Consider the following 12,570-nt stretch of genomic DNA (forward strand, 5'->3'; position numbering starts at 1 on the left):
ACTAGACAGACCGAGAGCCAGACGCCAGCGGAGTGACGACAACCATTTCCCTGCCTGCCACCAGCACCGAACAGCGGCAGCTGCTGCTGGAGCTGCTCGCCACGCGGGCCTACCGCCACGGCAACTTCACCCTGGCCTCCGGGCGCACCAGCAGTCACTACGTCAACTGCAAACCCGTCAGCCTCAGTGGCCTCGGCCTGGCGCTGCTGTCGGCGCAAATGCTGGACCTGGTGGAGCCCGGCGCCGTGGCCGTCGCGGGCCTCACCCTCGGCGCCGATCCCCTGGTCAGTGGCGTCGCCCAAGCCGCGGCCTTGGCCGGACAGGCGCTGGATGCACTGATCGTCCGCAAAGAGGCCAAGGGCCATGGCACCGGTGCCTGGCTGGAGGGGCCCCTCCCCGAACCCGGTAGCCGCATCACCGTCCTTGAAGACGTCGTCACCACCGGTGGCTCATCCCTGAAAGCCGTCAAACAACTGCGGGAAGCGGGTTACGTGGTCGAGCGCGTCGTGACCATCGTCGATCGCCAAGAAGGTGGTCTGGCCGCCATGCAAGAGGCCGGCCTGGAGCTGCGCAGCCTGTTCCAACTCGATGAAGTCGCTGCCGCACACCAGGCATGAGCGCTGCCAGCCGCTGGGCCACCCCCGTCAGCTTGATCCGCCTAGAGGGCAGCGACACCCGTCGCTTCCTGCACGGCCAAAGCAGCCAAGCGATTGAGTTAGCCCAACCCGGCGCCTGTCTGGCCACCTGCTTAATCAGCCCCACGGCCCGCATGCGGGGCCTTGCCTTGGTGGGTGTGGATGACTCCGGCGCCGATTTGATCGTGATCGCCGGCGATGGCGAAGCCGTCCGCATCAGCTTGGATCGCGTGCTCTTCCCGGCTGACAACGTGCGGCTGGGTGCTGTTGAACCGGCCACCCTCTGGCAATGGCAGGGCGACGTCGAAGTCGATGGCGCTGATCTGCTGCAACCCGGCGTTGACCTGGGCAGCGGTCCCGATGCTTCTGTCCTGTTGCAGCGCTCTGGATCAAAGCTGCCGTCCTGGCTTGAGGCCTTGCCGCAATGGTCCAGCGAACAGGTGGAAGCCAACCGCCTGCGCCATGGACTGCCCGCGGCACCTGGCGAACTGAACGACGACACCAACCCCTTCGAGCTGGGACTCGCGGCCTGGGTGAGCCTGAACAAGGGCTGCTACGTGGGCCAAGAGACCCTGGCGAAACTCGCCACCTACGACGGGGTCAAGCAGCAGCTGCGCTGTTGGCAGAGCAGCGAAGCCGTTGAGCCGGGCACAAGCTTGAGCAACGCCGAGGGTGAACGCGCAGGTGTGGTGACCTCCGCACAGGGCCACCAGGGACTGGCGCTGATCCGCCGCTCCTGCTTGGACGCCGCCACGCTCCAAGCCGGCACAGTCACGCTGACCCTCAGCAAGCCTCTGGGCTCCATCGATCCGCCGGTGGAGGCCGGCGGTCAGTGCTAACGCCCGTCCTGCTCGAGCAGCCAGCGCGCCACCACCCAGGTGGCCAGGCCATCGTCGTGGTTGTAGCGGAAGATCCGGCGCAGGTTTTGGCGGGAGCCACGGCCATCAGCGCCGGCTCCCCCCAGACGCCAACGCCGCCACCAGAGCAGCGCCCGCGCACCATCAACCCCCGGCTGACTCCAACGGAAACCGAGCCAGCTGGCCACCGCCTTGAGCCCATAGCTGTTGGTGGGCATCCACCAGTGCTGGCGCAGGCGCTGATGCACATCCAGCATCCGGGCACGCAAAGCCTTGAGCTCCCGCTCGCGCACCCCGAGGCGCTGGCCCATCTTCACCAGGGCCAGGACCTCCGTCTCACCGAAGTGCAACACCGGCCAATCGGGATAGGTCTCGAGCAGACGCATCAGGCGCTCCCAGAGGCGCTCTTCGCCATGCTCAAGCAGGGCCAGGATTGGGTGATAAGGCGCCTCTGAGGCCTGAGCCAGATCCGGCCAGCTGCCATCGGGATTGCGGGGCAGGCGCACAAAGCCGTGCAAGAAATCGTCCCGGGCATCGGGATCCGATTCGATGTCGTAGATCAACACCCCAGGGGCATCCACCACTTCCGGCAAGGCCGCCAGAGGATCACGCCGCAGCGGTTCGCCCTTCGCCTGAACCTGGGCCTGGGTCACCAGCTGCGGGGCAATTTCGGCGTGCTGCTCGCCGTAGGTCATCAGTCGATCGGCCAGATCGCTTGGATCGGCCTGAGCCAGGACCGTCAGGCGATCAATTCCCAACTCGAGCAACATGTCGCGCCGCTTTGCGCCAATCCCGCTGACCTCGCTGAGGTGCCCTTCCGCCGCCGCCACTTGATCGCAGCTGGACTTCCAGCTGCAGAGCACACACTTCTTGCGATCGGCCACCAACGGGGGCGGCGTGGGACGGCGCAGGTCATCCGCCAGACGCCCCAGCGCCTCATCCAGCTGCCGCGGCAGGCTGCCAGCCAATGGGACGGTTTCCTGCTGGAGGCCGCGCCCCGAGCCGGACAGCACCAAGGCCGTTCGCACCGGCGCCTGCTGTTCCTCCGCCAGCAAGCCTCCCCAGAGGGCAAGGACGTAGCGGTGCTCACGGGTGGTGCGCCGGCCCGGCCTAAACAACACCGGCCGGTAGCTATGGGCGCCCCATCGGCTGGAACCTTTGACCCGCTGCAAGAGAGGGGGATGGGCTTCAACGCCCTCTCCCTTCAAACGCAAGCCCACCACCGCTGGAGCACCCGTGCGGGCCGCCGCCTCGCCACGGCCCGGGCGCTCAGGGAACAACGTGACGAAACTGCGGCGCTGCTCATCGAGCTGCAGCTCCCGGTGGGAGGTCCACTGGCGCTGAGAGCTGTCGCCATGGCAATCCAGCCAAGCGCGGCGCTTGCAGCGCAGCCAACTGCGCAACAGCCGGTCGGTCAGCAGGATTTGGCCAGGCACCCGTTGACGCTAGGTGGCCGTCTTCGGGTCCGGCACCTGGATCAACGCAGGCGGTGAGGCGGGCTGCTAGCACCATGGATAACGCCCGTGCCCTGCTCCGATGGCTTCAGCGCCCCTGCCCTTGGAGGCCAGCCCGATCGCCTTCGGCACCGATGGCTGGCGGGGCATCCTCGGGGTGGACATCACCGTCGAGAGGCTGCTGCCGGTGGCGGCGGCTTCGGCGCGGGAGCTGGAGGCTTCGGCCCCAGCCGGCCTGAACAGCCGCGAAGTGGTCATCGGCTACGACCGCCGTTTCCTCGCGCCCGAACTCGCCGAAGCGATCTGCAGCGCCGTCCGTGGAGCCGACCTGGTGCCGGTGCTTGCGGAAGCGCCCATCCCCACTCCGGCCGCCAGCTGGGCTGTGGTGGAGCGGCAAGCCCTTGGTGCACTGGTCATCACCGCGAGCCACAACCCGCCGGAGTGGCTGGGCCTCAAGATCAAGGGCCCCTTCGGGGGATCGGTGGAAGGGGACTTCACCCAGCGCGTGGAGCAGCGGCTGCAGGCCGGCGGCATCTCCGTGCCGATCCACGGGGAAATCCTGCGCTTTGACGCCATGGGGACCTACTTGACCGGCCTCAAGGCCAAGGTCGACACCGAGGCCCTGAGCGATGGCCTGGAGCGCCTGGGACTCCAAGTGATCATTGATCCCATGCACGGCTCAGCTGCGGGGGGCCTCAGCCGCCTGCTGGAGGGCGCCGCCCAAAGCGATCACCTGCGGGAAATCCGCTCCAACCGCGACCCGCTCTTCGGCGGCAATCCACCGGAACCCCTGGCCCCCTACCTGCAGCAGCTGATCGCGGAGGTGCGGGCCTCGACCCTGGCCGGCCGGCCAGCGGTGGGCATCGTGTTTGACGGCGATGGCGATCGCATCGCTGCGGTGGATGAACACGGACGCTTCTGCAGCACCCAACTGCTGATGCCGCTCTTCATCGATCACCTGGCCCGCGCCAAGGGGCTGAGCGGTTCGGTCGTCAAAACAGTGAGCGGCTCGGACCTGATGCAACTGGTGGCCGAGAACCTAGGTAGACCCGTGCTGGAAAAAGCCGTGGGCTTCAAGTACATCGCCGCCGAAATGCTCAGCAGTGACGTGCTGGTGGGCGGCGAAGAGTCGGGCGGTGTGGGCTTCGGTAGCCACCTGCCGGAGCGCGATGCCCTCTACGCCGCGCTGCTCTTGATTGAGGCCCTCGTGGAGGGAGGCCAGCCCCTCGGCGTCCGGGTCAGCGAACTCCAGGAGCGCTGCGGTGGCGCCGCGGCCTACGACCGATTGGACCTGCGCCTGCGCGACATGGCCACCCGGCAACGGCTCGAGCAGTACCTGGCCAGCACGCCGCCGGCGGAGGTCGCCGGAGCCGTGGTGCAAGAGGTGATCACGACCGACGGAGTGAAACTGCGCCTGGGCCCAAGCCACTGGTTGATGCTGCGCTTCTCCGGCACCGAGCCCTTGCTGCGGCTTTACTGCGAGGCCCCAAGCGAGGCACGCGTGGCTGAAGTACTCAGCTGGGCCCGCCAGCTGGCCGAGGGAATCTGATGACCACCCTGGTGATCGCTAGCGGTAACGCCGGCAAGGTGCGTGAGTTCGGCCAGCTCCTGGAAGACCTGGGCCTCAACACCCAACCCCAGCCCGAAGGAATTGAGGTGGAGGAAACCGGTGACACCTTCGCCGCCAACGCCCGCCTGAAAGCCGAGGCCGTTGCCCAAGCGACGGGGCAGTGGGCCCTGGCCGATGACTCCGGTCTGAGCGTGGATGCCTTGGGTGGCGCGCCTGGAGTGCACTCGGCCCGCTACGCGGCCACCGATGCGGCACGCATTGAGCGGCTGCTCCAGGAGCTCAGCGCTGCCGGCGCCCAAGACCCAACCTCCCGTTCAGCCCGCTTCACCGCTGCCTTAGCTCTAGCAAACCCCAGCGGGCAGGTGGTGCTGGAGGTGGAAGGCCACTGCCCCGGCCAAATCCTGACGGAATGCCGCGGTGCTGGCGGCTTTGGCTACGACCCCGTCTTCTACGTCCCAGAAGCACAACTCACTTTTGCGGAAATGCCGAAAGGACTGAAAGCGGAGTTGGGGCATCGGGGCCGCGCCTTCGCCGCCCTGAGACCCCAACTGCAAGCCCTCTTGGATCACGACACGCAGTAATCCAGCGCCAGGCTCACCGAGTTGCGCGGCGCGGGCGCTTCATCAGGGTTGAAGCTGGCTGAGAGAGCGCGGTTCATCGCCACCGGCCGCGGGGAAGTGCCACCGCGCTGATTGATCCGCAGCAGCTGAACCCGGCGTAGTCCAAGGGCATCGGCCGTGGCCTGGGCTTGGCGCTTGCCATCAGCCAGGGCCTGGCGCATCAATTGGGCTTGCACGGTCTCCGCACTACCGCTCGCGGCCAAGGAAGTGAAGCCATTCAGGTTCACCCCCGGCAGCTTGCCGGCGGCCTGAATCAAGGCGTCGTAGTTCGCCTTGCTGACCTCGCCGGAGACGTTGGTCGTCGCCCGCTGACGCCGCGGCCCGGCGCTGCCCCCACCAATCGCGTAGGTCCTGGGCGCCGGGATCGTGATCCGCCCGCTCACCAGGGGCGTCAAAGCGGAGCGCAGTCGCTCCAGCCGGGCATTGAGCTGCTGCATCGCCTCGGCCTTGGTCGCAGCCTCCGCCGAGAGGTCCAGGTTGAAGCGGAAGCGATCGAAGGCGGTCGTGCCGCTCTGGCTGACCTGGAGTTGATAGAGGGTGCCACCACAGCGATCACCACCCCCGGCCTGGGCAGGTGAAGGCATCATCAGGGCGGGCAACAGAGCGAGGCTGAAGACGGCAGAACGCGAACGGAACATGGCTCAAACGGCTGATGGTTCCGGTCTAGGGGGGATCCAGGGTGCGGTCACAACCCAACTCAGGGGCAGCTGCGACTAAATCCAAATGGCCCCTCAGATCACCCCGAGATCACCCACCGCAGGGCGCCACTGCTGCATCGTCCACTCCACCCCGCCACTGAGGAGCATCGGATCCTGCTGAATCAGCGCTTCGGCTTCGCGGTAATCCGCAGCCTGCAGCAAGAGCAATCCCCCGCCACCGGGCTGACCCTCGCCATCCACCAGATAGCCGCTGCTGAGAATGACACCGTCAGCGCGCCGTTGCTCGACCCAGCGGCGATGGGCCTCGAGGTGGGGTTTCATCTGGGCGTAGGGCCGCAGGAAGCGCTCGGTTTTGATGAACCAGGGCATCAGGCCTGGGTCCAACTCCCATGCAAGCCATGGGGCACCGCCAAGGGGAGCTCCAGCACCGCCACCTCCGCCAGGCTGGCCGCATCCAGGATCACCAGATCGCTGGCACAGCGGGCGCCGTTCCAGACCAGGCAGAGCACCCAGCCGTCATCCTCAGCCGTGGCACCGGGGCGCGGGACCATCACGGGCTCACTGACAAAGCCACGGGGCGCCGCACTCCAAACCCGGCCTGCACCCGTGCTGAGATCCAACTTCTTGATCGCCTGCAGCGGGTCATTACCGCGCTCCCGCTCCGCCACCGCCATCCAGCTGTAGCGGGCGTCCAAACCCTGCCGCTCGGGGTTGACCATCGCGAACTCGCAGGTGCGGGCCTCCAGCACTTCCGTGCTGACCGCACCGCTGGTCAAGTGAATGCGGCAGCGCACCAGCTGACCCTCCGGGATCGATTCGAAATCGACCTGGCGGAAGTCCACATCCGGACCGATCGAGGGGAAATCGTCGTAGTAGATCGAATCCACCACCAGCTCCTCGCCCTCTTCAAAGGCGTTGAGGTGGTGGAAGACAAAGCCCTCAGGGGCCGAGATCTGCAGCGGCTTGCCCTCACCGCTGCGGGGAATCAGCCAGAACTGTCCCTTCTCTCCAGGCTTGGAAGCCAGGCACTGGGCCGCACCCTTTTGGCCAAGGACAAAACCAGTCGGGTTGAACGCCACCGCGTTCTGCAGAAACACCGCCCAGTTCGGGGTGATCGCGAAGTCATGCAGGAAAGCAAAGCCCTTGAAGCTGTGGCGGCTGTCCGCCAGCAGCTCCCCACTGCTGGAGAACTCCATCAGCCGAATCGTGCTGCGGGGGCCGGTCTTCACCCCGAAGGTCACCATCCGCGGCTCGCCGTGGTGACCCGGGTCAAAGCGCGGGTGGGCACTGAAGGCCTCACCGGGCTTCAGCAATCCGTCCAACCGACTCAAACCACTGGTTTGCAGGGTCTCGGGGTCCAGCGCATGGGGCTCGGCGGCTTCCCAGAGCGCCAGCAACTGATCCCCCAGCCGCACCACGTGGGTATTGGCAATGTTCTTCAGCCGCAGGTCGAACGCGTTCGCGGCCAGTCCGCCGGGCTTCTGGGTGCCAAAGACACCCCGGTAGAGAAATTTGTCGGCCTGCTCTTCTGCCTCGAAGCCTTCCGTGCGCACGAAACGATTGCGCAGCTGGACTTGACCGTCCTCAAACCGCAGGGCCGTGATCATCCCGTCGCCATCGAAGGGGTGATGCACCCACTGCCCGCCACGCTCGAGCCGGCCAGGACCATTGCGGTAGAGCGTGCCCTTGAGCTCAGCCGGAACCGCGCCGCGGGCGGCAGTCAGCGCAACCCCATCGAGCTCCACTCCAACATTGCGGAAGGCACTGGCCCAATCCGAGCGGTCGTAGCCGAGAGCAGGGGCGACGGTCATGGGCGAAGACGCAGAGCGACTTCGCCATCATCGCGTAACGGAGTGTTAAGCGGGCCTAGGCGCCCGCGCGCTCCAGCACGCCCTTGCTGCTGGGAACAGCCCCTGCCCGGCGCGGATCTACCTCCGTCGCCAAACGGAGCGCCCTGGCAAAGGCCTTGAAGCAGGCCTCAACGATGTGGTGCGAGTTGACCCCATCCAGCTGGCGGATGTGCAGGGTGAGGCCGGAGTTGTTCACAACCGCCACGAAGAACTCTTTGACGAGCTCGGTGTCGTAGGTACCGATCTTCTGAGCGGGAATCTGCAGCCCAAAGCTCAGGTGCGGACGGCCACTGCAGTCGAGCGCCACCTGCACCAAGGCCTCATCCAAGGGCGCCACGAAGTGACCGAAGCGGTGAATCCCGCGCCGGTCACCCAGGGCCTGAGCCAAGGCTTGGCCCACGGCGATGCCCACGTCCTCATTGGTGTGGTGATCATCGATGTGGGTGTCACCCACGGCCTTGATCTCCAGATCCACCAGCCCATGACTGCTGATCTGGTGAAGCATGTGATCGAGGAAGGGCACGCCCGTGCTCGCACTGCACTGGCCCGTGCCATCGAGATTCAGCTTGACGCGCACATCGGTTTCACCGGTCACGCGATGGATTTCGCCTGTGCGCATGTGTGACGCGTGCCTTCAGCTGGCTTCGATCATCGCGAATCGCGCAAGCTCAGGTCCAGATCAGAGCTCGCTCAGAGTCCGGCGTCTGGGCGGCGGGATGCTCGCTCGAAAGCAGCAAACGCGACACGGCTGCGCTGATCCGATTCATCGGTAGGGCGAGATCAGCGGGTGAAAAGGGCGTTTCGATAAACGCCCCCAAGCGCTCCACAGCAATGAACAGCAACATCACGACCCAGCCCACCCAGCCTCCGTAAGGGGCGTAGAGGGCATCCATCCGCAGGAACAGCAGGTAGCCGAAACTCCAAACCGCAACCCGTACAAACACGTCATAGGGAGCAGGTAGAGGGTGATTCCGAATGCGCTCGAGGCCACCAAGGGCATCAACGGTCCGGGCGTGCACATCCATCAGCTGAAGCCTTCCCCAGCCATCAATCGCCCCTGAGCGGTGAAGGTCAGCAACTGCCAGGGCCTGAGATTGCAGCAAGGCATCAGCCGATGAGCCGTTCCAGTCCAGGGCCGCTAGTGCCCTTCGGGCAACGGGATGGGAGCGCCCACGGAGTTCAAGGTTGATAACCCAAAGCAACATCGCCTGCTGCTGAAGCAGGGGAGTCGCCGAGTCAACCATCAATGCACTCAACTGATCGCGCCAGCTGCGGCTGTGGTTCAACAAAGCGCCCCAGAGCTTGCGGGCTTCCCACCAGCGCTCATAGGCCTGGCCATGGCGAAAACCGATGAACACCGATACGGCGATGCCCCAGATCGGCAAAAGCACCTCTGGGGCGAATTTCTTAGCCAGGAGCGGATTCAAAGGAACGCTGGCGGCGCATAGGGCACCAGCGAGCAAAAGATCCAACCAGAGATGCCGAAGCAAATAGGCCGCAACCTTGAAACTGCCGAGTGGGCCGACCTGGCGCAGCATCGCTCACATGCCGGTGATGCAGTAACCGGCGTCGACATAGATGGTTTGACCGGTGATGCCAGAGGCCAGGTTGCTGGCCAGGAACGCCGCGGTGCCGCCCACCTCGTCCTGGGTGACAGTGCGGTGCAGGGGTGCCTTCTCTTCGACGTTGTGGATCATGTCGAGGATGCCGCCGATGGCCGAGCTGGCCAGGGTGCGGATCGGACCGGCACTGATGGCGTTCACGCGCACCTGCTTCTCACCCAGCTCAGCGGCCAAATAGCGGACGGAAGCCTCCAGAGCGGCCTTGGCCACGCCCATGACGTTGTAGTTGGGGATCGCACGCTCAGCGCCGAGGTAGCTGAGAGTGATCACGCTGGCGCCTTCGCTGAAGAGGGGCTTGGCGTGCTTGCAGAGCGGTGCCAGGGAATAGGCGCTCACCTCGAGGGCCCGGGTAAAGCCTTCGGGAGAGATGTTCGAGTAATCACCGATCAGCTCGTCCTTACCGGCGAAGGCCAGGCAGTGCACGAGGACATCGATCTGACCCCACTGCTCCTTGACCTTGGCAAAGACCGCCTCGATCTGAGAGGGATCCTGCACGTTGAGGGGCTCAAACAGGGTCGGAGCCAGGGGCGCGGTCAGCTCACGCACCTTGCCTTCAAAGCGCCCCTTCTCATCGGGGAGGTAGGTCACCCCGAGTTCAGCGCCGGCGGCGTGCAGTTGCTGGGCGATGCCCCAAGCGATCGACTTGTTGTTGGCGATGCCCGTGACGAGGGCCTTCTTACCGCGCAGATCGAGGAGCATGAATCGGGCACTTGCGATCGGGGGATTCTCACCCAGCCACGGCCGTGGACTCAACCGGGCAGGATCAACGGCCCCCAAGACCCCGCCGTTGGCTAGTCCCTCCCTGCGCGGAGTGCCCCTGAATTGGGATGAGCACCCGGGCGATCTTCCCCGCCAATTCACCGACCGCAGCGAGCTGGAGCGCGCGTTGCAACAGCTGTTTCCCGAGGCCAGCGGCAACCTGAGCCCGATCCCAGGAGGCCGCCATCAGGCCGAGGCTCTGCTGAACAAGGTCAAGCCCGAGCGCTACGCCAAGGCCCGCAACTTCCTCAGTGGTCCCGTCACCAGGCTCTCGCCCTACATCCGCCATGGGGCGATCAGCCTGGCGGAGGTGCGTGATGCCGTCTTTGCCCGCACCAAGCAACGGCAGGCCAGCGAAAAGCTGATCAATGAGCTGGGCTGGCGGGACTACTGGCAGCGCCTCTGGGCTCAGCTGGGCGATGGGATCTGGAGGGATCAAGAACCCCTCAAGACCGGACATCACCCCGGGGCCTACGCCGAGACACTCCCGGCGGATCTGACCGAAGGTCAGACCGGTTTGGCCTGCATGGACGGCTTCATCCAGGAGTTGCACCAGACCGGCTGGCTCCACAACCACGCCCGGATGTGGCTGGCGGCCTATGTCGTGCACTGGCGGCGGATCCGCTGGCAAGCAGGCGCCCAGTGGTTCCTGCGCCATCTGCTGGATGGAGACCCGGCCAGCAACAACCTCAGCTGGCAGTGGGTGGCCAGCAGCTTCAGCCACAAGCCCTACTTCTTCAACCGCTCAAACCTGGAGCGCTACAGCGATGGCCGCTACTGCCAGGACTGCGGACTGAGCGCCAAGGGCTGCCCGTTTGAGGCCAGCTACGAGGAGCTCGAGCAACGCCTGTTCCAGCAGCAAGCCGCCATCCGCGACACGGGCGATCGCCCCAACCGCCGCCAACGCCCCTCGAGCTCCAAAGCCTCCGCCTTCAGCCGTCCCGCCAAGCCAAACCGATGAAGCATCCGATCCTTTGGCTGCACGGCGACGCCCTAGGCCCCAGCAACCCCGCTCTGTTGGCCCACCCCGGTCAGCCGGCGGTATTCGTCTTCGACCGCGAGCTGCTGCGGGGCAAGAGCCCCACCACCGCCGATCCCCAGGACGCCGCGCCGGAGGCCGTCAGCCTGAAGCGCATCGGCTTTCTCTATGAGTGCCTGCTGGAGTTGCCGGTGAGCCTGCGCCACGGGGATGTAGCTCGTGAGGTGCTGCGCTTTGCCCAGGCCCATGGCGCAGGCGGCATCGTCACCAGCTCCAGCGTGGACCCCCGGGTTGAGAGCATCTGCCGCGAACTCGAGCGAGCCCTACCGGTCGTGCAGTTGGATCCAGCGCCATTTGTCGAGCTCGACGAGGGCGTGAATCTGGGGCGCTTTAGCCGCTACTGGAGGCAAGCCGAACGGGAAGTCTGGGCCGACTGGGCGCCGCAGACTTAAGAAGCTGCGTTCTCCTCAGGGGGACTGAGCAGGTGCCGCTCCTCCAACATCGGGAAGGAGGGAGCCGTGACCTCAGCGGCGCTGCGGGGCGGCGCCGTCCACCGCCAACGGGCCTTGGGTGCGCGCTGACGGCAGAGCGCCTGGAGCTCCTGCCGCAGTACCCGCTGCACGTCCTTGCGGTTTGCCGCCTCAAAAAACTCCTCACGGGTTGCCAAACCCGTACTGAAGGGACGGCTGCCGTTGCCGTTAAAGAGGCGAGCCGGATCCACCAGCCAGCGAGGCTTGCAGACCCCAGCTTCTCGGGTGTCGGTCGCGAGCCAGATGTGCAGCCCGTAGCCGTCGGGCTGGTTGACCACCGCCAGACCGTCGTGGGGCTGGGAGCGTTGCAAGGGGTAGATCGTCCAGGTGGCGCTGCGGTGGGCGGGCACGCAACCCACCACAGCCAAAGCCAGAAGAGCCGCTGCGGGACGGGGCCAACCCAAGGCAGTTCAGGGCACAATCAGCCCCATTCTGGTGGCGTTGTCATGGTGCTCACCCCGTCTGAAATGTTGCCCCTGGGAACGCCCCTGCCGGCGTTCGCGCTGGAGCGGGCCACGGGGGGACGCTGGGAGACCACAGCGCTGGAGTCCAAGCCAGTGCTGGTGCTGTTCATCTGTGCCCACTGCCCCTATGTGATCCACATCGAGCCCGAACTGGGCCGCCTGGAGCGCGACTACGGCGAACGGGTGCAGATCGTGGCGATCTCCAGCAACAGCACGATCACCCACCCCCAGGACGGCCCCGAAGGCTTACGAGCCCAGGCCGAACGCCAAGGCTGGAGCTTCCCCTATCTCTTTGATGCCAGCCAAGCGGTGGCCAGGGCCTTCCAGGCGGCCTGCACCCCCGATCTCTTCCTGTTCAACAGCCAGCACAAGCTCGTCTACCGCGGCCAGTTGGATTCGAGCCGTCCCGGCAACGACGAACCCCTCACGGGTGCGGACCTACGGGCTGCAATTGATGACCTGTTGGCCGGGAACGCGGTGAATCCCGATCAGCGCCCCTCGATTGGCTGCAACATCAAGTGGCATCCGGCGAAGGCCTAAAAGGCCGAGAACCGAATCAGGGCCTTAAGGT

General features: G+C 65.8%; 15 protein-coding genes. 7 read left to right on the plus strand and 8 right to left on the minus strand.

Going from position 1 to position 12,570, the window contains the following annotated elements; genetic code table 11:
* The first annotated feature begins 32 nt into the window (after positions 1-32).
* Together pyrE and MY494_RS07235 are read left to right on the plus strand one after the other, a co-directional pair.
* Positions 33-617: an orotate phosphoribosyltransferase gene (pyrE, locus tag MY494_RS07230; RefSeq protein WP_247909561.1), complete on the plus strand. Its 585-nt coding sequence runs from the start codon at positions 33-35 to the stop codon at positions 615-617.
* A complete protein-coding gene (locus tag MY494_RS07235) occupies positions 614-1,474 on the plus strand; it encodes a folate-binding protein YgfZ (RefSeq protein WP_247909562.1) in 861 nt (286 codons plus the stop codon). Before pyrE ends, MY494_RS07235 begins: the two co-directional genes overlap by 4 nt.
* Here MY494_RS07235 and MY494_RS07240 read toward each other — a convergent pair.
* Positions 1,471-2,928: a TM0106 family RecB-like putative nuclease gene (locus MY494_RS07240; protein WP_247909563.1), complete on the minus strand. Its 1,458-nt coding sequence runs from the start codon at positions 2,926-2,928 to the stop codon at positions 1,471-1,473. The two genes, MY494_RS07235 and MY494_RS07240, sit on opposite strands and share 4 nt — an antisense overlap.
* 100 nt (positions 2,929-3,028) lie before the next feature.
* Between MY494_RS07240 and MY494_RS07245 the strand changes: the two genes are divergently transcribed.
* Together MY494_RS07245 and rdgB are read left to right on the plus strand one after the other, a co-directional pair.
* Positions 3,029-4,495, plus strand: a complete 1,467-nt coding sequence (locus tag MY494_RS07245; RefSeq protein WP_247909564.1) for a phosphoglucomutase/phosphomannomutase family protein — start codon at positions 3,029-3,031, stop codon at positions 4,493-4,495.
* On the plus strand, positions 4,495-5,097 hold the full coding sequence (rdgB, locus tag MY494_RS07250) for an RdgB/HAM1 family non-canonical purine NTP pyrophosphatase (RefSeq protein ID WP_247909565.1): 603 nt from the start codon (positions 4,495-4,497) through the stop codon (positions 5,095-5,097). Before MY494_RS07245 ends, rdgB begins: the two co-directional genes overlap by 1 nt.
* Here rdgB and MY494_RS07255 read toward each other — a convergent pair.
* From MY494_RS07255 to fabI, 6 genes are all read right to left on the minus strand, one after another.
* Positions 5,082-5,774, minus strand: a complete 693-nt coding sequence (locus MY494_RS07255) for an SIMPL domain-containing protein (protein WP_247909566.1) — start codon at positions 5,772-5,774, stop codon at positions 5,082-5,084. The genes rdgB and MY494_RS07255 overlap by 16 nt on opposite strands.
* 93 nt (positions 5,775-5,867) lie before the next feature.
* On the minus strand, positions 5,868-6,164 hold the full coding sequence (locus MY494_RS07260) for a YciI family protein (RefSeq protein ID WP_247909567.1): 297 nt from the start codon (positions 6,162-6,164) through the stop codon (positions 5,868-5,870).
* Positions 6,164-7,606: a carotenoid oxygenase family protein gene (locus MY494_RS07265; protein WP_247909568.1), complete on the minus strand. Its 1,443-nt coding sequence runs from the start codon at positions 7,604-7,606 to the stop codon at positions 6,164-6,166. The genes MY494_RS07260 and MY494_RS07265 overlap by 1 nt, the downstream gene beginning before the upstream one ends.
* Positions 7,607-7,661: 55 nt before the next feature.
* Positions 7,662-8,264 (minus strand): imidazoleglycerol-phosphate dehydratase HisB, encoded by a 603-nt coding sequence (gene hisB, locus MY494_RS07270; protein ID WP_247909569.1) that lies wholly within the window; start codon positions 8,262-8,264, stop codon positions 7,662-7,664.
* A 49-nt stretch (positions 8,265-8,313) separates the two neighbouring features.
* Positions 8,314-9,183 carry a bestrophin family ion channel gene (locus MY494_RS07275; protein ID WP_247909570.1) on the minus strand — a complete coding sequence of 290 codons (870 nt, stop codon included), beginning with the start codon at positions 9,181-9,183 and terminating at the stop codon, positions 8,314-8,316.
* Positions 9,184-9,186: 3 nt separating this feature from the next.
* On the minus strand, positions 9,187-9,966 hold the full coding sequence (gene fabI, locus MY494_RS07280; protein ID WP_247909571.1) for an enoyl-ACP reductase FabI: 780 nt from the start codon (positions 9,964-9,966) through the stop codon (positions 9,187-9,189).
* 112 nt (positions 9,967-10,078) lie between these two features.
* Here fabI and MY494_RS07285 point away from each other — a divergent pair, with 112 nt between their 5' ends.
* Together MY494_RS07285 and MY494_RS07290 are read left to right on the plus strand one after the other, a co-directional pair.
* Positions 10,079-10,987: an FAD-binding domain-containing protein gene (locus tag MY494_RS07285; RefSeq protein ID WP_247911990.1), complete on the plus strand. Its 909-nt coding sequence runs from the start codon at positions 10,079-10,081 to the stop codon at positions 10,985-10,987.
* A complete protein-coding gene (locus MY494_RS07290) occupies positions 10,984-11,457 on the plus strand; it encodes a hypothetical protein (protein WP_247909572.1) in 474 nt (157 codons plus the stop codon). The genes MY494_RS07285 and MY494_RS07290 overlap by 4 nt, the downstream gene beginning before the upstream one ends.
* Here MY494_RS07290 and MY494_RS07295 read toward each other — a convergent pair.
* The gene (locus tag MY494_RS07295; protein ID WP_247909573.1) at positions 11,454-11,939 is read right to left on the minus strand and encodes a hypothetical protein; all 486 of its coding nucleotides are present in this window, start codon (positions 11,937-11,939) and stop codon (positions 11,454-11,456) included. The two genes, MY494_RS07290 and MY494_RS07295, sit on opposite strands and share 4 nt — an antisense overlap.
* A 42-nt stretch (positions 11,940-11,981) precedes the next feature.
* Between MY494_RS07295 and MY494_RS07300 the strand changes: the two genes are divergently transcribed.
* On the plus strand, positions 11,982-12,539 hold the full coding sequence (locus MY494_RS07300) for a thioredoxin family protein (RefSeq protein WP_247909574.1): 558 nt from the start codon (positions 11,982-11,984) through the stop codon (positions 12,537-12,539).
* Positions 12,540-12,570: the final 31 nt, after the last annotated feature.

Origin of the sequence: Synechococcus sp. A10-1-5-1 (genome assembly GCF_023115425.1) — a bacterium.
GTDB lineage: Bacteria > Cyanobacteriota > Cyanobacteriia > PCC-6307 > Cyanobiaceae > Vulcanococcus.